Genomic DNA, 24,179 nt, shown 5'->3' on the forward strand with positions numbered 1-24,179 from the left:
GCGGTGGTTGAGACGCAACGATTGGGGACCAGACGATGCCGACCGAACGTTTCCAGTTTGACGGCGCAAATGGCGAGAAGCTGGCCGCTGCGCTCGATCTGCCGGATGGCCAGCCGCACGCCTATGCGCTGTTTGCGCATTGCTTCTCCTGCAGCAAGGAAACCCACGCGGCGCGACGGATCGCAATGGCGCTCGCAGCCCACGGCATCGCGGTGCTGCGTTTCGATTTCACCGGGCTCGGCTCCAGCGAAGGCGACTTCGCCAACACGACCTTTTCCTCCAACGTTGCCGACCTCATCCGTGCGGCCGACCACCTGCGCGAGACGCGGGCCGCGCCGGCGCTCCTGATCGGCCACAGCCTCGGCGGCCCCGCCATGCTCGCCGCGGCCGCGGAGATCCCGGAGGCCAAAGCCGTGGTCACGATCGCGGCGCCCTCCGATCCCGCCCATGTCGCGGGTTTGTCCAAGGACAAGATCGAGGACATCCGCGTCCAAGGCTCGGCCGAGGTCTCGCTCGCCGGCCGGCCGTTCCGCATCAGCCGCTCCTTTCTCGATGACGTCGCCGAGCAGCGTCTGCTCGACAAGGTCGTTCACCTGCACAAGGCGCTGCTCGTCATGCATTCGCCTGTCGATGACACCGTGGGTATCGACAACGCCACGCGCATCTTCGTCACCGCCAAGCACCCGAAGAGCTTCGTCTCGCTCGACCATGCCGACCATCTCGTCAGCAGCAAACAGGACGCCACCTATATCGCAGACGTCGTCGCGAGCTGGGCGAGCCGCTACATCGAACCGCCGGTGTCACAGCCGACGGCCGCGGCAGCGGATGAGGGCCCGCGCGAAGTGGTCGTGCGCGAGACCCGCAGCAGCAAATTCCAGCAGACGATCAGTGTCGGCCCGCACCAGCTCACAGCCGACGAGCCGATCGCGGCCGGCGGCCAGGACTCGGGGCCCGGCCCTTACGACTTCCTGCTGACCGCGCTTGGCGCCTGCACCTCGATGACGTTGCGCCTTTATGCCGAACGCAAATTCCTGCCGCTCGATCGCGTCACCGTGCGGCTGACGCACAGCAAGATCCACGCAGAAGATTGCGCGGAGTGCGAGACCAAGGTCGGCCTGATCGATCAGATCGAACGGGTGATCGTCATGGACGGCGCGCTCGACGAGGCCCAGCGTGCGAAGCTGATGGAGATCGCCGACAAGTGCCCGGTGCATCGGACCCTGACCTCGGAGATCCGTATTCTCACGCGGCGAGCGGACTGAACGGGCCTCAGCGCGCGGGCTCGCTCTTGAGAGCCTGTCCCGGCTCATGCGCCAGCGGCTGAACCCGCAGCGCCCCGCGCAAGCCCAGTGCCGTGCCGGCAAAGATGCCGGCGACGGCGACGAACGAGGCCAGCGCCAGGGTCGACAGGCCAGTCAGCCCCTGCCCGACCGAGCAGCCCAATGCCATCACGCCGCCGACGCCCATCAACGCCGCTCCGCCGGCCGACCGCAGCATATGACGAGGCGAATGGAAGCCTTCGAGCTTGAAGCGCCTCGTCAGCAGGGCCGTCCCGAAGCTGCCGGCCAGAACACCACCGACCGTGGCAACACCGAAATTGACCGTGAGGCCGGTCGAGAGCATCACGTATTGCAGGCTGTCGGCGATCGGCGCCACGAAGGTGAACGACGCCACCGGCACCGGATTGAAATCGTCAGCCCCGAGATATCCGGTCGCGAACCATCCGGCCGCGACCAGAAGCCCGACCAGGAGCCCCGCGGCGATCTGGCCCGGTGCATGGCGAAACGGGCGATGTGCGAAGGCGAAGCTGAGAAGCGCACCGGACAGAACGAGTGCCGGCAACAGCCGAGCCGACGCGCCATGCAGCCCGCCGCTCGACAGCAAGGCCGGCAAGGACGTCGCTGTCGTCGTGGCCTGCGAAGCCTGCACAAGCGCAATCCGCACCGGCGCGATCAATCCCTTCAAGGTCATCTCGGCCACGATCCCGAGCACAACCACCACGACGAAGGAGCGCAGATTGCCACGTCCGAGCAGCACCAGGGCCCGCGAGCCGCAGCCGTTCGCCAGCACCATGCCATAGCCGAACAGCAGGCCGCCGGCGAACATCACGGGTACGGAGAAGGTCGGCTGCAGATAGATCGACTTGCCAAGGTCAACGAAGCCCTCGATGGCCAACATCTGCGTGGCCAAGATGGCGACGCCCATCGCCAGGGCGTAGGTGCGGACCAGACGACTGTCGCCGCCCGCCCACCAGCCGCGCAACGAGCTCATCATGCAAAACCCGCTCAAGAGCCCCACCGCGCCATAGACGAGGCCGATCACAAGACCGGCGATGACAGCCAGATCGGCGGCTTCGCGCAATGGCGGGATCCTTCTTGCAGCACGGAAACGGGGACAGCGATGCCGGGGCATCACCGGCTTTCGCTTGACGCGCGCGGAATCTTTGCCACGATGCGTGTTTAACTAGTTCAGAAAGCTTGTTCCAACAAGCACCATTGGGAGAGAACGCCGTGGCTGCGCAACCGGAGATTCGCCGGCGGTTGGAGATATGGCGATGACCGGCGAGCGAGCTTCGCCGGAGGCGCTGGCGCGAGCCTGCGCCGAGGCCATGTGGAAGGACGACCGGGCGAGCCAGGGGCTCGGCATGGAGATCGTCGAGATCGGCCCGGGCCGGGCAACGCTGCAGATGACGATTCAGCCGCACATGGTCAACGGTCACGGCATCGCCCATGGCGGTTTTATCTTCACACTCGCCGATTCTGCCTTCGCCTTTGCCTGCAACACCCACAATGAGCGCACCGTGGCGGCGCAAGGCAGCATCACCTTCATCCGCCCAGGCAAGCTCGGCGACCGTCTCATCGCGCGTGCGACCGAAATCTCGCGGAGCGGACGCTCCGGCATCTACGACGTTCGCGTCTTTGCAGGCGAAGTCGTCATCGCAGAATTCCGCGGCCACTCCCGCAGCATCGGCGGCACGCTCGTGACCGTCGGCGATGCCCACGGCCCAAGCTGACGCCGGAGAACAAAGAGCCATGGCCCTCACCAGATCCCAATCACAGCCGGACGGCTACGTGCCTGAGATGGACGAGACCGAGCGCGCCTCGCGCGACCAGATCATGACGCTGCAGACCGAACGGCTGGCCTGGTCGCTCAAGCACGCCTATGACAACGTCGCGCATTACAAGCGCGCGTTCGACCGTATCGGCGCGCACCCGTCCGACTTTCGCGACCTCTCCGATCTCGCCAAGTTTCCGTTCACCTCGAAGACCGACCTCCGCGACAATTACCCGTTCGGCATGTTCGCGGTCCCGCGCGAGCAGCTGGTCCGTATCCACGCCTCTTCCGGCACCACCGGCAAGCCGACCGTGGTCGGCTACACCAGGGCCGACATCGCGACATGGTCGAGCGTAATGGCGCGCTCGATCCGCGCCGCCGGCGGCCGACGTGGCATGATCATCCACAATGCCTATGGCTATGGCCTGTTCACGGGCGGCTTAGGCGTGCATTACGGCGCCGAGCAGCTCGGCTGCACCGTGGTGCCGATCTCCGGCGGCATGACCGAGCGTCAGGTGCAGCTGATCAACGACTTCCGGCCCGAGATCATCACGGTGACGCCGAGCTACATGCTGGCGATCCTTGATGAGTTCAAGCGGCAGAACCTCGATCCACGGCAGAGCTCGCTCAAGCTCGGCATCTTCGGCGCCGAACCCTGGACCAACGCGATGCGTGCCGAGATCGAGGACGCCTTCGCCATGGACGCGACCGACATCTACGGGCTCTCGGAGGTGATCGGTCCCGGCGTCGCGCAGGAATGCCTGGAGACCAAGGACGGCCTGCACATCTGGGAGGATCATTTCTATCCGGAGATCATCGACCCCGACACCGGCGCGGTGCTGCCGGAAGGCGAGATGGGCGAGCTGGTGTTCACCTCGCTGACCAAGGAAGCCTTTCCCGTGATCCGCTATCGCACCCGCGACCTGACGCGCTTGTTACCCGGCACAGCGCGGCCCGGCATGCGACGGATGGAGAAGGTCACGGGACGCTCCGACGACATGATCATCCTGCGCGGCGTCAACCTGTTCCCGACCCAGATCGAGGAAATCTTGCTGGCGACCGACTGGTGCGGCGGCCACTTCATGCTGGAGCTGACGCGCGACGGCCGCATGGACGAGCTGACGATCTTCGCCGAGGCGCGGCAGGAGGTCTGGGACGGCAGCGGATTGACTGGCCATGCCGACTTCATCTCCACGCACATCAAGAACACGATCGGCCTGACTGCGAAGGTGAAGGTGGTGGCCCCCGACACGCTGGAGCGCTCGGCCGGCAAGGCCAAACGCGTGAAGGACAGTAGGCCGAAGGATTAATCAAGTTCGCACTCACCGTCGTCATTGCGAGGAGCAAAGCGACGAAGCAATCCAGACTTTCAAGACGGACGCATACTGGATTGCTTCGCTTCGCTCGCAATGACGCCGCGGTTACATATGATCGTAATCCACGACGACGCGCTCCGTCGTCGGTTTGGCCTGGCAGGTGAGCACGAAACCGGCCTTGAGCTCCCACGGCTCCAGTGAATAGTTCAGTTCCATTTCCGCTTTGCCTTCGACGAGCCGGGCGCGGCAGGTCGAACACATGCCGCCCTTGCAGGCAAAGGGCAGATCGACGCCGGCGCGCAATGCGGCGTCGAGGATCGCCTCGCCCTCGGCGACCGGCACCTCGCGCCGCTTGCCGTCGATGATCAGGGCCGCCATTGCCTTTGGCGGCGCCGACGCTGGCACGACCGCTTTCGGCCGCGGCTTGCCGCCGAGCCCGGAGACGAAGCGCTCGACATGAATGCGGTCTGCGGCGATGCCGAGCTCACGGCAGGTCGGCTCGAGCTCGTCGCTCATGCCCGAGGGACCGCAGATGAAGACATGGTCGACGCTCTCGGCCGGCACCAGCGAACGCAACAGCACCCTCACCTTCTCGGCATCGAGGCGACCGTGCAGGATCGGGATGTCCTGCTCCTCGCCGGAGATGACATGGAATATCGACAACCGATCGAGGTAGCGGTCCTTGAGCTCCTCCAGCTCTTCGCGAAACAGCATACCCGCGGTGGCGCGGTTGCCGTAGAACAGGAAGAATCGGCTCTTCGGCTCGCGCGCCAGCACGCCCTTGATGATCGACAGGATCGGCGTGATCCCGGAGCCGGCCGCGAAGCCGACATGGATGCGTGCCGCATCCGGCTCGGGTGCTACGCCGAAGCGGCCGGTCGGCGTCATCACGTCGAGCTCATCGCCGCACTTCAGTTCATCGGTCACGAAACTGGAGAACGCGCCGCCATCGACGCGCTTCACCGCAATGCGGATCTCGCCGTCATCGGGGCCTGAGCAGATCGAGTAGGACCGCCTCACCTCCTCGCCGCCGAGCGTGGTGCGCAGGGTGAGATATTGCCCGGGCGAGAAATGATAGTCGCCGGCAAGCTCGCGGGGAATCGCAAACGTCAGCGAGACCGCATCAGGCGCCTCGCGGCGCAGGTCGTTGACAGCGAGATGATGGAAGCGCGGAGTGGACATCGAACCTATCCCTCCGTCATTGCGAGGAGCAACGCGACGAAGCAATCCAGGCTCTTGCCATCCGGGCATTCTGGATTGCCTCGTTGCGCTCGCAATGACGGATGTTCATGAGCTAGTGGCACTTGAAATAATCGAACGGTTCGCGGCAGGCTTTGCAGCGCCACAGCGCCTTGCACGAGGTCGAGCCAAATTCGGACAACAGCTCCGTCTCCGCAGAACCGCATTGCGGACAGCTCACCTGCTCGAGGCCGAACAGCGCACGGCGGCTATTTGCGGCTAGTGGCGGCGCGATACCGTATTCCCTCAGCTTGCGGCGGCCCTCCTCGCTCATCCAATCCGTCGTCCAGGCCGGCGACAATACGGTGCGCACGTGAATCTCACGAAAGCCGGCGCGCTCGAGCGCAAGCTCGATCTCCAGCGCGATCATGTTCATCGCGGGACAACCGGAATAGGTCGGGGTCACAGCGACCTCGACGCGGTCGCCGCTGACCTCGACCTCGCGCAGCACGCCGAGATCATCGATCGTCAATACCGGAATTTCCGGATCGGTCACGCTCGCGGCAGCCTCCCAGGCGCGCTGGCGCAGATCGGCGTCGCTGGTCGCATTCGCTACCATGTAGCGCCCGGAAAACTGCGCTGCATATATTGCAGCTCGCTCAGCAGGTGGCCGAGATGCTCGCTGTGGCGTCCGTCGCGGCCACCCTGCTGCATCCAGTCGTTCTCCGGCAGAACCAGCGTGGCTTCGCGCGCGATCTGCGACACCGCCGCCAGCCAATCCGGTAGCAGCGTCGTCGGATCGATCGCAACCCCGGCGTCGATCAACCCGCGCTCGCTGTCATCGATGCTGAACATCTCGCCGGTATAGGCCCAGAGGTCGTCGATGGCCGCCTGCGCCCGCGCATGGCTTTGATCGGTGCCGTCGCCGAGCCGGATGATCCATTCGCTCGCGTGGCGCAGGTGATAGGCGCTCTCTTTTTCCGACTTCGCTGCGATCGCCGCAAGTGTCGCGTCGTTGGAGCGCATCATCGCCTGCCAGTAGCGATCGGCGAAGGCCGAATAGAACCATTGCCGCACCATCGTATAGGCGAAGTCGCCATTGGGACGCTCGACCAGCAGCAGGTTGCGGTATTGTCTCACGTCGCGGAGATAAGCGAGCGCGTCCTCGTCATTGTCGCGAGCTTCGACTTTCGCGGCGTAGCCATAAAGTTCGCGCGCCTGGCCGATCAGGTCGAGCGCCATGTTCGACAGCGCCATATCCTCTTCGAGCATGGGCGCGTGGCCGCACCATTCGGACAGCCGATGACCGAGGATCAGCGCATCGTCGGCGCGGCGCAGCGTGTAGAGCACCAGCGGGGTTTCGGTGACTTCGATCGAAGCGGCGGCCATGCTCGATACCTGCGGCATACTCGACGTCATTGCGAGGAGCAACGCGACGAAGCAATCCAGACTATCTCCGCGCACACAGCCTGGATTGCTTCGCTGCGCTCGCAATGACGGATGGCTGAACGTCCGTCGGCAATCACATATGCCCGACCTCGTCGGGCACTTCGTAAAAGGTCGGGTGGCGATAGATCTTCGACTCAGCTGGCTCGAACATCATGCCCTTGTCGGCGGGGTCGGAAGCAGTGATCGCGCTCGACGGCACCACCCAGATCGACAGCCCCTCGCCGCGGCGGGTATAGATGTCGCGCGCCGCCTGCAACGCCATGGTGGCGTCAGGCGCGTGCAGCGAGCCGCAATGCTTGTGCGCGAGGCCATTACGACTGCGGATGAAGACCTCCCATAGCGGGGTGTCCGGCGTTGCCATGGCGATCTCCCTTCGATCTATTCGGCAGCCTGCGCGGTGTCGCGATAGCGGCGCTTGCGTGCATAGGCGGCCGCTGCCTCGCGGACCCAAGCACCGTCTTCGTGAGCCTTGCGACGTGCGGCCATGCGGTCGCGGTTGCAGGGACCGTTGCCGGCGAGCACCTGCTTGAACTCATTCCAATCGATCGTGCCGTGAATCCAATGCCCATTATCGTCCTGCGTCATCTCGGGATCGGGAATGGCGAGCCCGAGATATTGCGCCTGCGGCACCGTGGCATCGATGAATTTCTGCCTCAGCTCATCGTTAGAGAAGCGCTTGATCTTCCACTTCGTGGAAGCGTCGCTGTGCTGGCTCACCTGATCGGGCGGACCGAACATCATGAGCACCGGCCACCACCAGCGGTTCAGCGCATCCTGCGCCATCGCCTTCTGCTCGGTCGTACCGCGGCACAGCGTCAGCATGATCTCGTAGCCCTGGCGCTGGTGGAAGGATTCCTCCTTGCAGACGCGGATCATCGCTCGCGCATAGGGGCCATAGGAGCAGCGACAGAGCGGAATCTGGTTCATGATCGCAGCGCCATCGACCAGCCAGCCGATCACGCCGATGTCCGCCCAGGTCAGCGTCGGATAATTGAAGATCGAGGAATATTTGGCCTTGCCGGCCAGCATCGCGTCGACCAGTTCCTCGCGGGACGCTCCGAGCGTTTCGGCGGCGGCGTAGAGGTAGAGGCCGTGGCCACACTCGTCCTGCACCTTGGCGAGCAGCGCGGCCTTGCGGCGCAGGCTCGGCGCACGCGTGATCCAATTGCCTTCCGGCAACATGCCGACGATCTCGGAATGGGCGTGCTGGGAAATCTGCCGGATCAGCGTCTTGCGATAGGCGACCGGCATCCAATCGTTGGGCTCGATGCGTTCCTCGGCGTCGATACGCGCCTGGAAGCGCGCCGCCTGTGCCATGTCCTCCGCAAGGGAGCCCTCCTCGGGCGTATTGAGCGCCTGCGTATACATGCGGCGACGTGTCCTCCCAGGACTTGGTTGCCGGCAATATATAACACAATCTAATCTATGCAATCCATTTTTGTAATATATCAGCGCAGATCATCAATCGCCGAAACGGCGGCCGAGCGCCTCCCCGGCTGGCGGTAGCGGGCCATTCTCGTCGGTTGCGTGCCGGTCGAGCCAGCGCTCGGAACCAGGCAGCAGGGCGCGATAGATCTCGCCACACAGCCTCCGCGCCCGACCTCCCGGCCAGTCCTTCGGCAACAGTTCCGCCGGCAGCAGCGGATCGCGCAGCACGATGCGGCGGTAATGGTGGATCAAGAGGATGCGCGCGGTGAAGGCGTCACCCTCGGACAAAGCCTGCTGCTTGTGCAGGCAAATCTGCAGCGGCGTGAAGGTGGCAATGAACTTCAGATAGGCCTCCGCCGTGCGGTCCAGTGTCCAGCTCTCGGCCAAGAGGCGCCGGGCCATGTCGGGGGCGGCGGACGCATCGAGACGCAGCGCCTCCCGGGCCTCCTCCGGTACGACGGTGCCCGCCGGCGCGACAAACACGCCCGGCAGCGGACTGCCGAAGCCCGCATTCTTGAGCGCATCGCGCGCCGCCTCGCGCTGATCGGCGCCGCTGATCAGGAGCAGCTCGAAGCTCCCGGTCCATTCCGTCGGCGGCGGGTCGTAGATGTGGCGGGTCGCGGCGGCAAAGCTCTGCTGTCCCTGCTTCACCAGGCGATAGAAGCTGTTACGGCCGACCTTACCGCGCTCGAACCAGCCTTCGGCGGTGAGGCGCGACATCGCCGTGCGCACGACGTTGCCGTCGATATCGAGGCCGGCGAAGAATTCCAACAGCGTTCCAAGCCACACCGTCCCGCCGCGCGGCACGATGGCGTCGCCGAACACAGTGATGATGAGCGAGCCGGTGCGCGAGGGCTCGCGCTTGAGCTGATCGATGATGTGGGAGAGCGGCTGCGGCATGGTGACCACGCATAGCGTGTTTTGTCGCACTCCGACACCGCAGGTCCAAACGGATCAAAAAAGAAGGCCCGCAAAGCGCGGGCCCAGGCGGCATTCAGTACGTTGAGGGCCCGACGGCGATCAGGCCGACTTGGTGTAGGCCTTGGACAGGTTGTCCTGGATGGTCTTGGCGCCATCGGCCACCAGCTTGCCGAAATACTCGGTGCTCGACTTCGCCCGCGAGATGAGCGCTTCACCGCGCGCCCGCGCGAGTTCCGACTGGATCTGGACCGCCTCGCTGAAGGTCTTGGCGGACGCCAGCTTGTCCAGCCCGTCAAAGAACGCCTCGGTATCCTGATGGATCGCCTGCTGGATGTTGCGGGTGATCTTGGTCGCTTCGCTGACACCCTCAGCAACAGCGGTCTCGATCACTGCGGTCACCTTTTCCGAGCCGGCGAAAGCATCGGCGACGCGCTCCTTGGCCGTCGACGTGGCCTTCTTGAAGAACTCGCGCGCGGATTCCGGCATTTCCATCGTTTGCAGGTTCTTCAGGGCGTCGGTCATCGGCCCGAAGGCCTGCTTGACGCTGTCGAACCCAGTGTTGGTTTCAGTGGTCATTGATTTCTCCATCCTCTGCTGAGCTATGGCTTCTCCCCCGCCCACATGGACCCGGGGTTTCATAGTCATGCCACGCCACATGTTGCATTGCAACATAAATATTGCATTGCAACATACGATCGCTATCCTTACGCGGGATGGAGAACCGCCGAGCGCTTAATCGAGCCGTTTCACCGAGTCCGGGGATTCTGCATCCGCGGCTGCACGCCTAGAGCTGCGTTTGCCGGCTCGAGGGGCGGTTTGCTTGGAAGGAGCAGTCTTGACCGCCTGCTGTAGCAGCACCTTGATCTCGCTTAATTCGAGCTCGATCGACCGGAGCCGCTCGACCATCTCGTTGAGCTGGCCGCGGCTGGGCAGGTTCATGCCGATGAAATAGTTTTCCATCAGATCGGCGATCTGTTGCTGCGCTCCCGGAGCGGACGCTCCCCGGTTGTCCGCTTGGCGTCCCATTGGCGATGAGCCCAAGCCTTGCTTGGCGAAGGCGGCAAAGCTCTTCTGCATCTCACCGACCATTTGCTGCCACAACGCAATCGCATCACCCGTTTTGTCCACCATCGGCATCCTCCTTGTCGCCGAGCGAGATCACGAGACTCAAACCTTGGTAGCCACCATATCATGGGCCAGCCTTCATGAGCCGATCGAGACATGCGGCGAATGAGGCGGCCTGCGCACCGCCTTCTCCCGGTTTCGGCAACATGCGATACAGTTCCCCCCGCTTTGCAACGAGGAACCCAGTTGTGACCGCCATTGCTCATCAGCCTCCGCAAATCGCGCGCGCCAACGGAATCGACATCTGCTACGAGATCTTCGGCGATCCCAGCGCGGAGCCGCTGCTGCTGATCATGGGGCTTGGCGGCCAGATGATGATCTGGGACGATGAGTTCTGCGCGCAACTCGCTGCCCGCGGCTTTCGCGTCATCCGCTTCGACAATCGCGATATCGGCCAATCCGGCAAGATGCACGGCGGCAAGCGGCTGACGCCGTTCGAGCTGCTCAAGCTGCGCTTCTTCCATATCCCGGTATCCGCACCCTACAAGCTCATCGACATGGCCAAGGATACGGTCGGGCTGATGGAGGTGCTCGATATCAAGTCCGCCCATCTGGTCGGCGCCTCGATGGGCGGCATGATCGCCCAGGAGGTCGCACTCTCCTTCCCCGACCGCGTGAGGTCATTGACCTCGATCATGTCGACCACCGGCAATCCGCGGATTCCGCCGCCGAGCCGGGAGGCCGCGATGATGCTGATGATGCCGGCACCCAAGACCAAGGAGCAGTATATCGAACGCTTCGCCCTCACCTGGAAGATGCTGCGGGCCGGTTCCTTCCCGGAAGACGAAGCACGCGACCGTGCGCTGGCCGAACGCTGCTTTGCCCGCGGCATCAATGCAGCCGGCGTCGCCCGGCAACTCCGGGCGATCCTGGCCTCCGGCAGCCGCAAACCACGGCTGCATTTGGTGAAGGTGCCGACCTTGGTCATTCACGGCACCCGGGATCCGCTGGTGCATCCGGCCGGCGGGCGGGACACGGCTGAGTCGATTCCGAATGCCAAACTGCTGATGATCGACGGCATGGGGCACGCACTGACGATCCGGACATGGCCGCAGATCATCGATGCGATCGCAGCGCATGCGCACGGCGCCAGCGCCGAGGCGGCGTGACGAGGCACTAGTTGGATAGAACCTGATGCCGCAAACAAAGTGTCGTCCCTGCGTTCGCATGCGTTCGCCGGGAGGCACCTCAAGATCGGCTGAAAGTCTTATCTCTTCAGATCACCCGAACCGCCGCCTACGCCATTCGATCAGCTTGGCGCTGACCTCCGCCGGCTGTTCCTGCTGCGTCCAATGGCCGCTGTCGCGCACCAGATATTTCTCGAGGTCAGGGACCAGCCTTTCCATGCCGTCCGCAGCAGACGGCGGCAGCACGGCATCGTTCTCGGCCATGATCATCAGGGACGGCACGCGGACGATGTGATCCAGCCCCTCGGATCGCCGCCAATTGCGGGACATGTTGCGGTACCAGTTGATCCCGCCGGTGAAGCCGGTCTTTTTGAACGTCTCGACAAACACCCGCTTTTCATCGTCCGAGAGGATCGGCTGTCGGTTGTCGCGACTGGCGTCATAGGCAGCCACCATCTGCGGAAAGGCCAAGTTGACCGTTCTCGCCGCGCCGATGCCGCCGACCGGCGGCTCCTTCGCATCGGCATCGTTGCGCGGCAGCGGCTTGCGCATGAAGGCGTCGAAGGTCTGTTCGACCCTGCTTCCAAATATCCGGTCCGGCTCGCGTCCCGGATCCTGGAACTGGACGATATACATCGTCTCGCCAAAGCGCTTGCGCATGATATCGATCGGGTCGGCGGGCGCGCGGGGAAGATGCGGCGTGTTGATGCCGACCACGCCGGCGACGCGGTCGGGATAGCGCAAGGGCATCTGCCAGACGACGAAGCCGCCCCAGTCGTGACCGACAAAGATCGCCTTGTCGATCTTCAGATGATCGAGCAGGCCGACCAGATCGGCGGTCAGATTCTCGAGGTCATAAGCCTCGACCGGCTCCGGCCGATCGGTCGCCCCATAGCCGCGCTGGTCGGGTGCGATCACCCGGATGCCGGCTTCGCCGAGCGCCCTGATCTGATGCCGCCAGGAGAAAGCCAGTTCCGGCCAGCCATGGCACAGCACCATGGGAGGCCGGTCGGTAGCCGGTCCCGCCTCGTAATAGCCCATGCGGATGCCGTTGGTTTCGGCAAACTGCAGCGGCGGCATGGCCGTGGCCTCGCTCATAGCTCCTCCCGTTCGTGTGCTTTGTTATCGGGCGGCGCAGCAGTTGAGCCGCCCGCCATGATCGTGCAGGTCAGCTCAAGCCAACGCAAGCGGCCGCCGACGGCGCCGCCTCAGACGACATGCCAAGCAGGCGATCAGGCAGATTTCCGGTCGTTCGACCGGGGGCCACCGAGGCCGGTCATGGTCACGAACAGATCCTGAAACTTCTCCGCCAGCTTGGGATCGAAGCTGAACCAGCTCTGCAGCAGGGCCTCCGGGGCCATCTTGTCGATGTTGCTCATCATCTGTTGCTGCAGCTTGTCCATGACGGCGGTCTGCATCGGGCCGACGTCAGGCAGTCCGAAGAATTGCCGCGCCTCCAACGGCGTGCAATCGATCTCGATATTGACTTTCATGTCGCGCTCCGCGCTGTTCGAACCGCCCTCGTGCCGCCGACCTGAAGAGCCCTGCCCCCAGCCAACAAGTCGCCGGGACCGTTTCAGTTCAGAAGCGATGAGAAGAGTATCACCGCACCAAGTCTCTCTCGCAAGCGAGCCGCGCTGCAGCGCACGCGATTCCTGCAATATGGTCAACCGGGGAGTAGAGCGAGGCTGTGCCCCGGACAGTCGCTCCCTGATCCACCCTGGTGCACTGCGATGTCGGGGGCGGCGGCTAACCATACCCCAATGGGTAATCGGGGCGGGCTTGTCCGCGGCAGGAGAACTCTGCAACATGCCGGCCGTCGGAGGACGTCCGGCCTGAACTGCTGGCAAACGCCTTGCACCTGAAACGGCCGCTTTGGCCCGGCACCAGTCTTGCAAGCGACCGGCATCTTGCGGCATCTCAAGTGCGCGCGCTGCCTGTTGCCTTCCGAAGTCCACTCGGGACGCGTTGCGACGATCATCAGGTCAAACACGAATGGGCGCCAGCTCATCAGACTGCCGAAAAGACTAGCGGCTTAAAGCGGAGAATTTGAACATATGGCGATACGCCACTCGCTTATCTCAGCGCTCACCCTCGCGCTCCTCGCCTTCGTGACGGGGCCGGCATCGAGCCAGAGCTTGCGCTATGCCAACCAGGGGACCTTGAAATCGCTCGACCCCTATTCCTTCAAGGAATCGACCACGATCGCGCACCACGCCCATATCTATGAAGGCCTCACGGCGCGCGACAAGGATCTCAAGATCGTTCCGGGACTGGCCGAAAGCTGGGAAACGCCGGAGCCGACCCGCTGGCGCTTCCACCTGCGCAAGGGCGTCAAGTTTCACAACGGCGATCCCTTCACCGCAGACGATGTGATCTTCTCGGCCGAACGCGTCCGCGCCAACGGCTCGAACTTCCTGTCCAACGTCCCGCCCGATGCGAAGTTCATCAAGGTCGACGACTACACGGTGGACGTGAAGCTGGCTGCGCCCAATCCCATTCTGATCTCGCAATGGGATACCTGGTACATCATGGACAAGAAGTGGTGCGAGGAGAACAACTCGGTCGCGCCGACGCCGGTCTCGGCGACAACGCCGAGCTATGCCTCGCTGCATGAGAACGGCACCGGCCCGTTCATGGTCGAAAGCCACCAGCCCGGCGTCAAGACCGTGTTCAAGGCGAACCCGAACTGGTGGGGCAAGCCCGAGCACAATCTGAAGGAGATCGTGTTCACGACCATCGCCTCCGATGCGACGCGGGTAGCGGCGCTGCTCTCCGGCGAGGTCGACATCATCGAGCCGGTGCCGGTGCAGGACATCCAGCGGGTCAATTCGAGCGGCACGGCCACGGTGCTGACCGGTCCGGAGCTGCGCACCATCTTCCTCGGCATGGACGAGAGCAGGGACGAGCTCCTGTTCTCCAACGTCAAGGGCAAGAACCCGTTCAAGGACGTCCGCGTCCGCGAGGCCTTCTACAAGGCGATCGACGTCGACCTGATCAAGACCCGCGTCATGCGCGGCATGTCGACGCCGACGGCGCTGATGATCGCGCCGCAGCTGTTCGACCTGTCGAAAGACTTCACCCGGGAGAAGGCCGATCCTGACGCCGCGAAGAAGCTCTTGACCGAAGCCGGCTATCCCGACGGCTTCGAAGTCACGCTGGATTGCCCGAACGATCGCTACGTCAACGACGCCGCGATCTGCCAGGCCGTGGTCGGCATGCTGGCCCGCATCGGCGTCAAGGTGAACCTGCTGGCCCAGCCCAAGGCGCAGTATTTCGCCAAGGTCCTGAAGCCCGGCGGCTACAACACGTCGTTCTTCCTTCTGGGCTGGACCCCCTCCTCGATGGACTCGCACAACGTGCTGCATGACATCATGGGCTGCCGCGACGACGCCAAGGACCCGACCCGCGGCGAGGCCAATCTCGGCAATTACTGCAACAAGGACCTCGACGCCCTGACGGACAAGATCCTGGTCGAGACCGACACCGCCAAGCGCGATCAACTGATCAAGCAGGCGTTTCAGATCGGCATCAAGGATTACGGCTACATCCCGCTGCACCAGCAGGCGGTCGCCTGGGGTGTCTCGAAAAAAGTGAAGATTCCGCTGCGCGCGGACAACATGGTGCTGCTGTACTTGGCCACCAAGTCCGAATAAGCGGCAAGCCTCAGAGCCCCGGAAGCTTGTGTCGCTTTCGGGGCTTTTCATTTGCGGCGCGCGATGCTACCCGCCACGCTTTCTGGAGGAAGTTAGAGACAAGATGCTCGCCTTCACGCTTCGCCGGGTCATCCAGGCCATCGGCGTCATGATTGTGGTCGGTGTGATCGCCTTCGCGATGTTCCGCTTCGCCGGCGATCCCGTCAGCCAGATCGTGGCGCTGGATACATCCGCGGCCGAGCGCGCCAACATCCGCAAATCGCTCGGTCTCGATGATCCCGTAATCGTGCAGTTCGCGCACTACCTGATCAATGCAGCGCAATTCAATTTCGGCGTGTCTTATCAGTTCCGCCAGCCGGTGGCCGACCTCCTCAAGGAGCGGATGCCCGCCACGCTGGAGCTTGCGATCTGCGCCACGATCCTCGCCCTGGTCTTTGGCATCCTGATGGGCGTCTATTCCGCGCTGCGGCGCGACTCGCTCTCGGCGAAGCTTCTGCAGGCGGTCTCGTTGATCGGCATTTCGCTGCCGACTTTCCTGATCGGGATTCTGCTGATCTACCTGTTCTCGGTGACGCTCGGCTGGCTGCCATCATTCGGCCGCGGCGACACGGTGAAGCTCGGCTGGTGGAGCACCGGCCTTCTCACCGCCTCCGGGCTGAAAGCCCTGATCATGCCTTCGGTGACGCTCGCGCTGTTTCAGATGACGCTGATCATGCGGCTGGTGCGGGCTGAAATGCTGGAAGTGCTGCGCACCGACTACATCCGCTTCGCACGTGCCCGCGGGCTGACCACGCGCGCGATCCATTTCGGGCATGCGCTGCGCAACACGCTGGTTCCCGTCATCACCGTGGTGGGCCTGCAATTTGGCTCGGTTATTGCCTTCTCAATCATCACCGAAACGGTGTTCCAGTGGCCGGGAATGGGCCTGCTATTCGTCCAGGCGGTGCAGAATGTCGACATCCCGATCATGGCCGCCTACCTCGTCATGGTTTCCTTGATGTTCGTCACCATCAACCTGATCGTCGATATCCTCTACACCGTGGTCGATCCGCGCCTGCGCGCGACCATCAGCCGGCCGGCCTCGTCATGAGCGACACCGTCGTCCCCCACAACGCCGAGGCAAGCGCGCCGGCCCCGGGCGGCTCCGACAGCTGGCTGAAGCGCGCGCTCGCGAGCGACCTGCTTTATTCCTTCCGTCGCTCGAAGCTCACGATGGTGGCAGCCATCGTGACGCTTGCGCTGTTCCTGCTGGCGGTCTTCGCTCCCCTGCTCGCGGTGCAAAATCCGTTCGATCCGGCGCAACTGCAGCTGATGAACTCGCGCATTGCCCCGCTGTGGACTGCCGACGGCCAAAGCCCGTTCCTGCTCGGCACCGACGAGCAGGGCCGCGACGTGCTGTCGGCGATCCTTTATGGCTTGCGGATATCGCTCGTCGTCGGCGTGCTCGGCGTCGTGCTGTCGGGAGTGCTGGGCGTCGGGCTCGGGTTGGTCGCCGGCTATTTCGGCGGCGTGGTCGACACCATCATCATGCGCATTGCCGACGTGCAGCTGACCTTCCCCGCGATCCTGATCGCGCTTCTGGTCAACGGCGTCGTCAAGTCCGTGTTCGGCGACCGCCTCGATTCCGCGAGCATGCTCGCCGTGCTGGTGATCGCGATCGGCTTGAGCTTCTGGGTGCAATATGCGCGCACGGTGCGCGGCTCGGTCATGATCGAGAAGAACAAGGACTACGTCGCGGCAGCACAGCTGATCGGCCTGCCGGCGCCAGTGATCCTGCTGCGCCATGTGCTGCCCAACACCACCGGGCCGGTGCTGGTGATTGCGACCATCAACCTCGCGCTCGCCATCATCACCGAGGCGACGCTGTCCTTTCTCGGCTCCGGCATGCCCGAAACCATGCCCTCGCTCGGCACCCTGATCCGTATCGGCAACAATTATCTGTTTGCCGGCGAGTGGTGGATCGTGGCGTTCCCGGGCCTGACGCTGGCTCTGCTCATTCTTGCGATCAACCTGCTCGGCGACTGGCTGCGCGACGCACTCAATCCGAAGCTGCGGTGAACCGCCCGTCGCGATCTGAAGGTATCAGTTGATGTCTGTCCCCGTTCTGTCCGTGCGCAATCTGCAGGTCGAGTTCGCCAGTCGCCGCGGCATCCTGCACGCGATCGACGGCATCTCTTTCGACATCGCCAAGGGCGAGGTGCTCGGGGTGGTCGGCGAATCCGGCGCCGGCAAATCCGTCACCGGGCTGGCCGTGATCGGCCTGATCGACCGGCCCGGCCGCATCGCCGGCGGCGAAATCTATTTGTCCGGCTTGCGGATCGACAATCTCGAGGCGGAAGCGATGCGCCAGGTGCGCGGAAAGCGGATCGGCATGATCTTCCAGGATCCGCTGACCTCGCTGAACCCGCTCTACCGGATCGGCGATCAGATCGTCGAAACCATCAAGACCCATACCAGTCTCACCGACCAGCAGGCCCGCCGGCGCGCGATCGATCTGCTGGCCGAAGTCGGCATTCCCGCGCCGGAGAAGCGCATCGACGGCTATCCGCACGAATTCTCCGGCGGCATGCGCCAGCGCGTCGTCATTGCGCTCGCGCTCTGCGCCGAGCCCGAACTGATCATCGCAGACGAGCCGACCACCGCGCTCGACGTCTCGGTGCAGGCGCAGATCATCGCGCTGATCAAGCGGCTCGGCCGCGATCATGGCACGGCGGTGATGCTGGTGACGCACGACATGGGCGTGATCGCCGAGACCTGCGACCGCGTCGCCGTCATGTATGCCGGCCGCATTGCCGAGATCGGCCCGGTGCAGGAGGTGATCAAGAATCCGCTGCATCCTTACGCCAAGGGTTTGATGGGCGCGATCCCGACGCTCGCAGGCGAGGACAAACGGCTGGTGCAGATCCCAGGTTCGATGCCACGGCTCTCCGCCATACCGGCCGGCTGCGCCTTCAATCCGCGCTGCGACTTTGCGTTCGATCGCTGCCGGATCGAGCGGCCTGAACCGCTGCGCCAGGGAGCCCAGGCCGTCGCCTGCCACCTCTATGATCGGGCCACGGAGAGCGCAGCATGACTGATTTCGTCGAGGTCAGGAATCTGCGCCAGGTCTTCGACGTGTCGAAGCCCTGGCTCAACCGCGTGCTCGAGGGCGGGCAGCAGGAATTCCTGAAGGCTGTCGATGGCGTCAGCTTCAACATCAGACGCGGCGAGACTTTCGCCCTCGTCGGCGAATCCGGCTCGGGCAAGACGACGGTGGCGCGGATGGTGGTCGGCCTGCTGCCGCCGACGTCGGGCGAGGTCATCATCGACGGCGTGTCGATGACCGATCCACGCCAGGCTCTGGTGCGCCGGAAACTGCGCCGCCGCATTCAAATGGTGTTTCAGGACCCCTATGCGAGCCTCAATTCGCGTTTCCGCGTCCAGGCCATCATCGCCGAGCCGATCCGCGCGTTCGGTGTGATCGACGGTGAGCGACAGATCAAGGATCGTGTCGGCGAATTGTTGACCCTGGTCGGCCTGCATCCCGACGATGGTCAGAAATTCCCGCATGAGTTTTCCGGCGGCCAGCGCCAGCGCATCGCGATCGCACGCGCGCTCGCCTCCGAGGCCGAGTTCATCGTGTGCGACGAGCCGACCTCCGCGCTCGACGTGTCGGTGCAGGCGCAGATCCTCAATCTGATGCGCGACCTGCAGGACCGGCTCGGCCTCACCTACCTCTTCATCAGCCACAACCTCGCGGTCGTGCGCCACATGGCGAGCCGCATCGGCGTGATGTATCTCGGCCGCATCGTCGAGATCGCGGAAGGACGCGCGCTGTTCAGCAATCCGCGCATGCCCTACACCAAGATGCTGCTGGGTGCGGTGCCGGACCTCTCGATGTCCGGTCGCCAGCGCATTCCGGTCAAGGGCGAGATTCCGAACCCGATCAATCCGCCGCCCGGCTGCAGCTTCAATCCGCGCTGCCCGCTGGCGTTCGACCGCTGCCGTCTTGAGGCGCCGGCTCTGATCGACGGGGTGGCCTGCCATGCCGTCAATCACACCGCAGCGACGGCCGTGCCGGCGTAATCACCCAAATGCACACGAGGTCTGTGGCCGCGGTGGTTGGCATGCCAGCGGAGCCATGATCAACTCCACGCGTCACCGCCGCGCTGCCAGATGGAATGCACATGAGCTTCATCAATCCCGATCCCTTCACCACCCGCCCCGAGATCGAGGGCACATTCGGCGTCGTGACCTCCACGCACTGGCTCGCGACTGCGGTCGGCATGGCCATGCTGGAGAAAGGCGGCAACGCCTTCGATGCGGGCGTCGCGGCGGCTTTCACGCTTCAAGTGGTCGAGCCGCATCTCAACGGCCCCGGCGGCGACGTGCCGATCATCCTGCATGATGCGAGGCGCGGCCGGACCGAAGTGATCTGCGGCCAGGGGCCCGCGCCCGCACGCGCCACCATCGCGCATTACCGGAGCGAGGGTCTCGATATGGTGCCCGGCACCGGGCTTCTCGCGGCCTGCGTGCCCGGCACGTTCGAGTCCTGGATGCTGCTGCTGCGCGACTACGGCACGATGCGGCTGCGCGACGTGCTGGAGCCTGCAATCGCTTATGCGCGCGACGGCTATCCGCTGGTCGAACGCATCTCGGCGACGATCCGGACCGTGGAGGAGTTGTTCCGCGCACACTGGCCGACGTCGGCGGCGGTCTATCTGCCCAACAACGATGTCCCGAAACCCGGGACGCTGTTCACCAACCCGCAGTTGGCGGCGACCTATGCGCGCATCCTGCAGGAGGCAGAAAGTGCGGGCGAAAATCGCGAAGCGCAGATCGAACGCGCGCGAACGACGTGGTCGCAGGGCTTCGTCGCCGAAGCCATCGATCGCTTCTGCCGGTCGCAGGAGATCATGGACGTCTCGGGTTCGCGGCATCGCGGCGTGCTGTCCGGCGACGACATGGCGCGCTGGCAGCCGACCGTTGAGGAGCCGCTCACTTATGAGTACGGCCGCTACACCGTCTGCAAGGCCGGCGTCTGGAGCCAGGGACCGGTGCTGCTGCAGCAGCTCGCGCTGTTGAAAGGCTTTTCGCTCGACGGGCTCGATCCGACCGGACCCGACTTCATCCATTTGCAGATCGAAGCCGCCAAGCTCGCCTACGCCGACCGCGAGGCGTTCTATGGCGATCCCAATTTCACCGAAATCCCGATCGCGACGCTGCTGTCCGACACCTACAACGACGAACGCCGCAAGTTGATTTCGGACAAGGCCTCGCTCGAACTGCGGCCCGGCTCGGTCGAAGGTTTTGGCGCGCTGGTCAAGCTGCGCCATGCCGAGGGCGCACGCGAGGCGGTCGGTGCCATGGGCACCGGCGAGCCGACCGTCGGCCGCTTCGGTGAGGTGCGCGGTGACACCGTGCATTTCGACATTATCGACCGCGACGGCAACATGATCTCGGCCACGCCCTCGGGCGGGTGGTTGCAGTCGTCCCCCGTCATTCCCGAGCTCGGCTTCTGCTTGGGGACACGGGCGCAGATGTTCTGGCTGGAAAAAAACCATCCAGCGGCGCTGGTGCCGGGCAAGCGTCCGCGCACCACACTGTCGCCGACCATGGCGTTGCGCGACGGGGAGCCGTATCTGGCCTGGGGATCGCCTGGCGGCGACCAGCAAGACCAGTGGAACACGCAGTTCTTCCTGCGCCACGTCCACGCAAAGATGAATCTGCAGGAGTCGATCGACGCGCCGGCCTGGCACTCCGAGCATTTCCCGATCTCGTTCTGGCCGCGCACCGCGCGCCCCGGCGTGCTGGTGCTCGAAAACCGGGTGCCGAAGGCCACGGTCGAGGAGCTCCGCCGCCGCGGCCACATCGTCGAGATCGGACCGGACTGGTCCGAAGGCCGCCTGACCGCAGCCTCCAAGATCGGCTGTCGCCGCCGCGCTGCCGCCAATCCGCGCGGCATGCAAGGCTACGCAGCCGGACGATAGGTCGCCCTGCATGACCTGGTCGATCATCGCCAAGGACCGCTCCACCGGCCAGATCGGGATCGCCGTCGCCACGCGCTTCTTCGCCGTCGGCGCCCGCGTCCCCTTCATCGTCGCCGGCCGCGGCGGCATCGCGACGCAAGCGCTGGTCAATCCCTATTACGGCATCGACGGCGCAAAGCTGCTGCGCGAAGGCAGGTCCCCGCAAGAGATCATCCAGATCCTCACATCGGCCGATCCCGGCCGCGACAGCCGGCAACTACACATCCTCGATCACGCGGGGCGGATAGCTGCGCATACGGGCAAGGCTTGCATCCCCTGGTGCGGGCATCTCGAAGGCGAGGATTTTTCGATCGCGGGCAATATGCTTGCCGGCGCAGAGGTGCTGAAGGAGACTGCAAGCGCCTATCTGACCAATGCGGCCCTGCCCTTCGCGCCACGGCTGATCGCTGCCTTGCGGGCGGGCGAAGCGGCCGGCGGCGACAAGCGCGGCAAGCAATCGGCCGCTCTGTCGATCTATGGCGAAGAGGAATGGTCGATCCTTGACCTCAGGGTTGACGACCACCCCGATCCGCTCGCCGAGCTCGAACGTCTCGAGCAGGTGAGCCGGGCGCACTGGACGAAGTTCCGCGAGTTCCTGCCCACGCGCGCCAACCCCGCCGGCGTCACTGATCGGGCCGTCATAGAGGCCGGAATCTCAGCCATCGTGGCGAACCAGCCCTGAGCAAAGTCGATCGAGCCTCAAGAACCGGTCGTACGGCGACGATGATCAAGCATTGAAGTGCTTTCGCGATGCCGCGCGGTCGATCACACCGTGCACATGCCGCAGGCAAACCACAGCTGCGTTTTGCTACTCGACAGATTTCGGCGCGCTGTACACGCACCTTCTCCGGCAGTCGGCGTCGCGCCGCTCGTTCGCTTCGAAGTGTCCAGCGCACATTGATACCGCATGGATCACGCAACTCTTGAGACGGCTCTTGGGGCGGCGCGCCGGTCTCGCAATGCGGAACGGCTTGCCGCGGATGCGCTCATTTGCCCGAGCGGGAGCTGATCGCCACCACTGGACAAACCGATCGCCGCGGTCGACCGTACGGAAGGATGGTTCGCATCCGGTGTTGGTACGAATGGTGCAATAGCGCTGCTGCAATCGCGCCGCCGCTGCAATAGCGCGGCTGCAACGGCCCCGTTGCAATACGGCCGGCGGAAGCTCGAGCATGGAGTGAGTACGATGAGAAATGTTCGCCTGGCCGCTGCAGCGGCCGCGTTCATAGTGTCCTTCGCTGTCGCAGCGCAGGCCGAGACCACCTTGCGCATCGGGCTCGCCGAAGATCCCGACATGCTCGACCCGTCGCTCGGCCGCACCTATGTCGGCCGCATCGTGTTCTCAGCCTTCTGCGACAAGCTGTTCGATATCGATGAGAAGCTGAACATCGTCCCGCAGCTCGCGCTCTCCCACGAGACTTCCGCCGACGGCAAGGCTGTCACGATCAAGCTCCGTCCAGGCGTCAAATTCCACGACGGCGAGCCGCTCGACGCAGAGGCCGCGAAGTTCTCGATCGAACGCCACATGAACATGCAGGGCTCGTTCCGAAAATCGGAACTTGCAAGCGTCGATCATGTCGAGGTCGTCGATCCCCTCACCATCAAGCTCGTTCTCAAGGCGCCCTTCGCCCCGCTGATCTCCCAGCTCACCGACCGTGCCGGCATGATGGTCTCGCCCAAAGCCGCGAAGGAGGAAGGCGACAAATTCGGCCTGCATCCCGTCTGCGCAGGTCCCTACAAATTCGTCGAACGCGTGCAGCAGGACCGCATGGTGTTCGAGAGGTTCGCCGACTATTGGAACAAGAACAATGTCTTCATCGACAGAATCGTGTTCCAGCCGATCGTCGACGCCACGGTGCGGCTCGCCAATTTGAAATCCGGCGGCCTCGACCTGATCGAGCGCGTGCTCGCAACCGACATCAAGGACGTGCGCGCCGATCCCAACCTCGTGCTCTCGACCGCCTCGGAGCTCGGCTACTACGGCCTCACCATCAACGTCAGCAAGGACAAGGCGAAAGGGGGACTGAGCCAGTCGGAGAAGGTGCGCCAGGCGCTCGACCTTGCGATCGATCGCGAGGCGCTGAATCAGGTCGTGTTCAACGGCGAGTTCACACCGGGCAATCAATGGGTGCCGCCGACGCATCCGTTCTATCAGCAGGCCTTCCCGATCCGCCCACGTGATGTCGAAAAGGCCAAGGCGCTGCTGAAGGAGGCGGGTGTCGCCCTGCCCGTCTCGGTGGACTACATGGTGCAGAAGGGGGCCGAGAACGAGGCCGTGGCACAGGTCGTGCAGTCGATGGCCGCCGAAGCCGGCTTCGACATCAAGATCCGCGTCATCGAGTTCGCAACCTCTTTCAAGCAGGCGCAGGCCGGCGAATTCCAGATCTTCCAGATCAACTGGAGCGGCCGGATCGATCCCGACGGCAACTCCTACGTCTTCCTGCACACAGGCGCGCCGCAGAACGACGGCGGCTATTCCAGCGCAGCGGCCGACAAGCTGATGGAAGATGCTCGCGCCGTCACCGATCCTGCGCAGCGCAAGGCGCTCTATGAGAAGCTGACCAAGGTGATCCTGAACGACGAGCCGATCATCTATATCTATCACCGCAAGCTGCTGTTCGCGCACACCAAGAAGCTCGAAGGCTACAAGCAGATGCCTGACGGGCTGGTGCGCGTGATCGGCCTGAAGCTGAAGTGAGCATGTCCGCAAAGTGAGAACGATCATGCATTCTGGCGTCGGTCACCCTGCTAGGGCTCCCTCCCCCCTTGTGGGGGAGGGTTGGGGTGGGGGATGCCACAAGCGAGACTTCCACTTGGGTTACCCCCCTCCCTGTCCCTCCCCCACAAGGGGGGAGGGAACGGTGGGGCCTAGACCTGAAAACAAGCATAGTTCGAGCCTGCGGCACGCGAGGCACC

Annotated in this window: 23 protein-coding genes; 12 read left to right on the plus strand and 11 right to left on the minus strand. The window is 64.1% G+C overall.

Going from position 1 to position 24,179, the window contains the following annotated elements; genetic code table 11:
* Positions 1 to 35: 35 nt before the first annotated feature.
* The gene (locus QXZ85_RS00390; RefSeq protein ID WP_315741540.1) at positions 36 to 1,262 is read left to right on the plus strand and encodes a bifunctional alpha/beta hydrolase/OsmC family protein; all 1,227 of its coding nucleotides are present in this window, start codon (positions 36 to 38) and stop codon (positions 1,260 to 1,262) included.
* A gap of 7 nt (positions 1,263 to 1,269) precedes the next feature.
* On the opposite strand, the gene QXZ85_RS00395 is transcribed toward QXZ85_RS00390, so the two are convergent.
* Positions 1,270 to 2,334: a YeeE/YedE family protein gene (locus QXZ85_RS00395; protein ID WP_315741798.1), complete on the minus strand. Its 1,065-nt coding sequence runs from the start codon at positions 2,332 to 2,334 to the stop codon at positions 1,270 to 1,272.
* Positions 2,335 to 2,554: 220 nt separating this feature from the next.
* On the opposite strand from QXZ85_RS00395, the gene paaI reads away from it, so the two are divergent.
* Together paaI and paaK are read left to right on the plus strand one after the other, a co-directional pair.
* Positions 2,555 to 3,013 (plus strand): hydroxyphenylacetyl-CoA thioesterase PaaI, encoded by a 459-nt coding sequence (paaI, locus tag QXZ85_RS00400; RefSeq protein WP_315706284.1) that lies wholly within the window; start codon positions 2,555 to 2,557, stop codon positions 3,011 to 3,013.
* 19 nt (positions 3,014 to 3,032) lie between these two features.
* Positions 3,033 to 4,364, plus strand: a complete 1,332-nt coding sequence (gene paaK, locus QXZ85_RS00405; RefSeq protein ID WP_315706285.1) for a phenylacetate--CoA ligase PaaK — start codon at positions 3,033 to 3,035, stop codon at positions 4,362 to 4,364.
* Between the two features lie 111 nt (positions 4,365 to 4,475).
* Here paaK and paaE read toward each other — a convergent pair whose 3' ends face one another.
* From paaE to QXZ85_RS00445, 8 genes are all read right to left on the minus strand, one after another.
* Positions 4,476 to 5,552 carry a 1,2-phenylacetyl-CoA epoxidase subunit PaaE gene (gene paaE / locus QXZ85_RS00410; protein WP_315706286.1) on the minus strand — a complete coding sequence of 359 codons (1,077 nt, stop codon included), beginning with the start codon at positions 5,550 to 5,552 and terminating at the stop codon, positions 4,476 to 4,478.
* A gap of 112 nt (positions 5,553 to 5,664) precedes the next feature.
* On the minus strand, positions 5,665 to 6,168 hold the full coding sequence (gene paaD, locus QXZ85_RS00415) for a 1,2-phenylacetyl-CoA epoxidase subunit PaaD (RefSeq protein ID WP_316173676.1): 504 nt from the start codon (positions 6,166 to 6,168) through the stop codon (positions 5,665 to 5,667).
* Complete coding sequence (gene paaC, locus QXZ85_RS00420; protein WP_315706288.1) at positions 6,162 to 6,938, minus strand: 1,2-phenylacetyl-CoA epoxidase subunit PaaC; 777 nt, start codon at positions 6,936 to 6,938, stop codon at positions 6,162 to 6,164. Before paaC ends, paaD begins: the two co-directional genes overlap by 7 nt.
* A gap of 133 nt (positions 6,939 to 7,071) precedes the next feature.
* Complete coding sequence (gene paaB, locus QXZ85_RS00425; RefSeq protein ID WP_315706289.1) at positions 7,072 to 7,359, minus strand: 1,2-phenylacetyl-CoA epoxidase subunit PaaB; 288 nt, start codon at positions 7,357 to 7,359, stop codon at positions 7,072 to 7,074.
* Between the two features lie 17 nt (positions 7,360 to 7,376).
* On the minus strand, positions 7,377 to 8,366 hold the full coding sequence (gene paaA, locus QXZ85_RS00430; protein WP_315706290.1) for a 1,2-phenylacetyl-CoA epoxidase subunit PaaA: 990 nt from the start codon (positions 8,364 to 8,366) through the stop codon (positions 7,377 to 7,379).
* A gap of 93 nt (positions 8,367 to 8,459) precedes the next feature.
* Positions 8,460 to 9,326 (minus strand): phenylacetic acid degradation operon negative regulatory protein PaaX, encoded by an 867-nt coding sequence (gene paaX / locus QXZ85_RS00435; protein WP_315706357.1) that lies wholly within the window; start codon positions 9,324 to 9,326, stop codon positions 8,460 to 8,462.
* A 120-nt stretch (positions 9,327 to 9,446) separates the two neighbouring features.
* On the minus strand, positions 9,447 to 9,923 hold the full coding sequence (locus QXZ85_RS00440; RefSeq protein ID WP_315764862.1) for a phasin family protein: 477 nt from the start codon (positions 9,921 to 9,923) through the stop codon (positions 9,447 to 9,449).
* A 156-nt stretch (positions 9,924 to 10,079) separates the two neighbouring features.
* Positions 10,080 to 10,478, minus strand: coding sequence for a hypothetical protein (locus QXZ85_RS00445; protein WP_316173673.1), 399 nt, complete (start codon positions 10,476 to 10,478; stop codon positions 10,080 to 10,082).
* Between the two features lie 182 nt (positions 10,479 to 10,660).
* Between QXZ85_RS00445 and QXZ85_RS00450 the strand changes: the two genes are divergently transcribed.
* Positions 10,661 to 11,581, plus strand: coding sequence for an alpha/beta hydrolase (locus tag QXZ85_RS00450; RefSeq protein WP_316173671.1), 921 nt, complete (start codon positions 10,661 to 10,663; stop codon positions 11,579 to 11,581).
* 111 nt (positions 11,582 to 11,692) lie between these two features.
* Here the strand turns inward: QXZ85_RS00450 and QXZ85_RS00455 are convergent, their stop codons facing one another.
* Together QXZ85_RS00455 and QXZ85_RS00460 are read right to left on the minus strand one after the other, a co-directional pair.
* On the minus strand, positions 11,693 to 12,697 hold the full coding sequence (locus tag QXZ85_RS00455; protein ID WP_315706294.1) for an alpha/beta hydrolase: 1,005 nt from the start codon (positions 12,695 to 12,697) through the stop codon (positions 11,693 to 11,695).
* A 134-nt stretch (positions 12,698 to 12,831) separates the two neighbouring features.
* On the minus strand, positions 12,832 to 13,092 hold the full coding sequence (locus QXZ85_RS00460; RefSeq protein WP_315706295.1) for a DUF6489 family protein: 261 nt from the start codon (positions 13,090 to 13,092) through the stop codon (positions 12,832 to 12,834).
* 564 nt (positions 13,093 to 13,656) lie between these two features.
* Between QXZ85_RS00460 and QXZ85_RS00465 the strand changes: the two genes are divergently transcribed.
* The 8 genes from QXZ85_RS00465 to QXZ85_RS00500 all read left to right on the plus strand — a co-directional run bounded on the left by QXZ85_RS00465 (position 13,657) and on the right by QXZ85_RS00500 (position 23,961).
* Entirely contained in the window at positions 13,657 to 15,255 is a 1,599-nt protein-coding gene (locus tag QXZ85_RS00465) for an ABC transporter substrate-binding protein (RefSeq protein WP_315729754.1), read from the plus strand.
* A 103-nt stretch (positions 15,256 to 15,358) separates the two neighbouring features.
* Positions 15,359 to 16,345 carry an ABC transporter permease gene (locus tag QXZ85_RS00470; RefSeq protein ID WP_316173669.1) on the plus strand — a complete coding sequence of 329 codons (987 nt, stop codon included), beginning with the start codon at positions 15,359 to 15,361 and terminating at the stop codon, positions 16,343 to 16,345.
* A complete protein-coding gene (locus QXZ85_RS00475; protein WP_315706298.1) occupies positions 16,342 to 17,313 on the plus strand; it encodes an ABC transporter permease in 972 nt (323 codons plus the stop codon). The genes QXZ85_RS00470 and QXZ85_RS00475 overlap by 4 nt, the downstream gene beginning before the upstream one ends.
* A gap of 31 nt (positions 17,314 to 17,344) precedes the next feature.
* A complete protein-coding gene (locus tag QXZ85_RS00480) occupies positions 17,345 to 18,328 on the plus strand; it encodes an ABC transporter ATP-binding protein (RefSeq protein ID WP_315706299.1) in 984 nt (327 codons plus the stop codon).
* Positions 18,325 to 19,320: an oligopeptide/dipeptide ABC transporter ATP-binding protein gene (locus QXZ85_RS00485; RefSeq protein WP_316173667.1), complete on the plus strand. Its 996-nt coding sequence runs from the start codon at positions 18,325 to 18,327 to the stop codon at positions 19,318 to 19,320. The genes QXZ85_RS00480 and QXZ85_RS00485 overlap by 4 nt, the downstream gene beginning before the upstream one ends.
* Before the next feature lie 101 nt (positions 19,321 to 19,421).
* Positions 19,422 to 21,224, plus strand: coding sequence for a gamma-glutamyltransferase family protein (locus QXZ85_RS00490; protein ID WP_315706301.1), 1,803 nt, complete (start codon positions 19,422 to 19,424; stop codon positions 21,222 to 21,224).
* A gap of 10 nt (positions 21,225 to 21,234) precedes the next feature.
* Positions 21,235 to 21,945, plus strand: coding sequence for a DUF1028 domain-containing protein (locus QXZ85_RS00495; RefSeq protein WP_315706302.1), 711 nt, complete (start codon positions 21,235 to 21,237; stop codon positions 21,943 to 21,945).
* 504 nt (positions 21,946 to 22,449) lie between these two features.
* Entirely contained in the window at positions 22,450 to 23,961 is a 1,512-nt protein-coding gene (locus QXZ85_RS00500; protein ID WP_315706303.1) for an ABC transporter substrate-binding protein, read from the plus strand.
* The last annotated feature ends 218 nt before the right edge of the window (positions 23,962 to 24,179 follow it).

The organism is Bradyrhizobium sp. SZCCHNGR1005 (genome assembly GCF_032489995.1).
Classification (GTDB): Bacteria; Pseudomonadota; Alphaproteobacteria; order Rhizobiales; family Xanthobacteraceae; genus Bradyrhizobium.

Coding starts and splice junctions, on each gene's coding strand:
- QXZ85_RS00390 (WP_315741540.1), top strand. CDS start 36: ATGCCGACCGAACGTTTCCAGTTTGACGGCGCAAATGGCGAGAAGCTG.
- paaI (WP_315706284.1), top strand. CDS start 2,555: ATGACCGGCGAGCGAGCTTCGCCGGAGGCGCTGGCGCGAGCCTGCGCC.
- paaK (WP_315706285.1), top strand. CDS start 3,033: ATGGCCCTCACCAGATCCCAATCACAGCCGGACGGCTACGTGCCTGAG.
- paaE (WP_315706286.1), bottom strand. CDS start 5,552: ATGTCCACTCCGCGCTTCCATCATCTCGCTGTCAACGACCTGCGCCGC.
- paaD (WP_316173676.1), bottom strand. CDS start 6,168: ATGGTAGCGAATGCGACCAGCGACGCCGATCTGCGCCAGCGCGCCTGG.
- paaC (WP_315706288.1), bottom strand. CDS start 6,938: ATGGCCGCCGCTTCGATCGAAGTCACCGAAACCCCGCTGGTGCTCTAC.
- paaB (WP_315706289.1), bottom strand. CDS start 7,359: ATGGCAACGCCGGACACCCCGCTATGGGAGGTCTTCATCCGCAGTCGT.
- paaA (WP_315706290.1), bottom strand. CDS start 8,366: ATGTATACGCAGGCGCTCAATACGCCCGAGGAGGGCTCCCTTGCGGAG.
- paaX (WP_315706357.1), bottom strand. CDS start 9,326: ATGCCGCAGCCGCTCTCCCACATCATCGATCAGCTCAAGCGCGAGCCC.
- QXZ85_RS00440 (WP_315764862.1), bottom strand. CDS start 9,923: ATGACCACTGAAACCAACACTGGGTTCGACAGCGTCAAGCAGGCCTTC.
- QXZ85_RS00445 (WP_316173673.1), bottom strand. CDS start 10,478: ATGGTGGACAAAACGGGTGATGCGATTGCGTTGTGGCAGCAAATGGTC.
- QXZ85_RS00455 (WP_315706294.1), bottom strand. CDS start 12,697: ATGAGCGAGGCCACGGCCATGCCGCCGCTGCAGTTTGCCGAAACCAAC.
- QXZ85_RS00460 (WP_315706295.1), bottom strand. CDS start 13,092: ATGAAAGTCAATATCGAGATCGATTGCACGCCGTTGGAGGCGCGGCAA.
- QXZ85_RS00465 (WP_315729754.1), top strand. CDS start 13,657: ATGGCGATACGCCACTCGCTTATCTCAGCGCTCACCCTCGCGCTCCTC.
- QXZ85_RS00470 (WP_316173669.1), top strand. CDS start 15,359: ATGCTCGCCTTCACGCTTCGCCGGGTCATCCAGGCCATCGGCGTCATG.
- QXZ85_RS00475 (WP_315706298.1), top strand. CDS start 16,342: ATGAGCGACACCGTCGTCCCCCACAACGCCGAGGCAAGCGCGCCGGCC.
- QXZ85_RS00480 (WP_315706299.1), top strand. CDS start 17,345: ATGTCTGTCCCCGTTCTGTCCGTGCGCAATCTGCAGGTCGAGTTCGCC.
- QXZ85_RS00485 (WP_316173667.1), top strand. CDS start 18,325: ATGACTGATTTCGTCGAGGTCAGGAATCTGCGCCAGGTCTTCGACGTG.
- QXZ85_RS00490 (WP_315706301.1), top strand. CDS start 19,422: ATGAGCTTCATCAATCCCGATCCCTTCACCACCCGCCCCGAGATCGAG.
- QXZ85_RS00495 (WP_315706302.1), top strand. CDS start 21,235: ATGACCTGGTCGATCATCGCCAAGGACCGCTCCACCGGCCAGATCGGG.
- QXZ85_RS00500 (WP_315706303.1), top strand. CDS start 22,450: ATGAGAAATGTTCGCCTGGCCGCTGCAGCGGCCGCGTTCATAGTGTCC.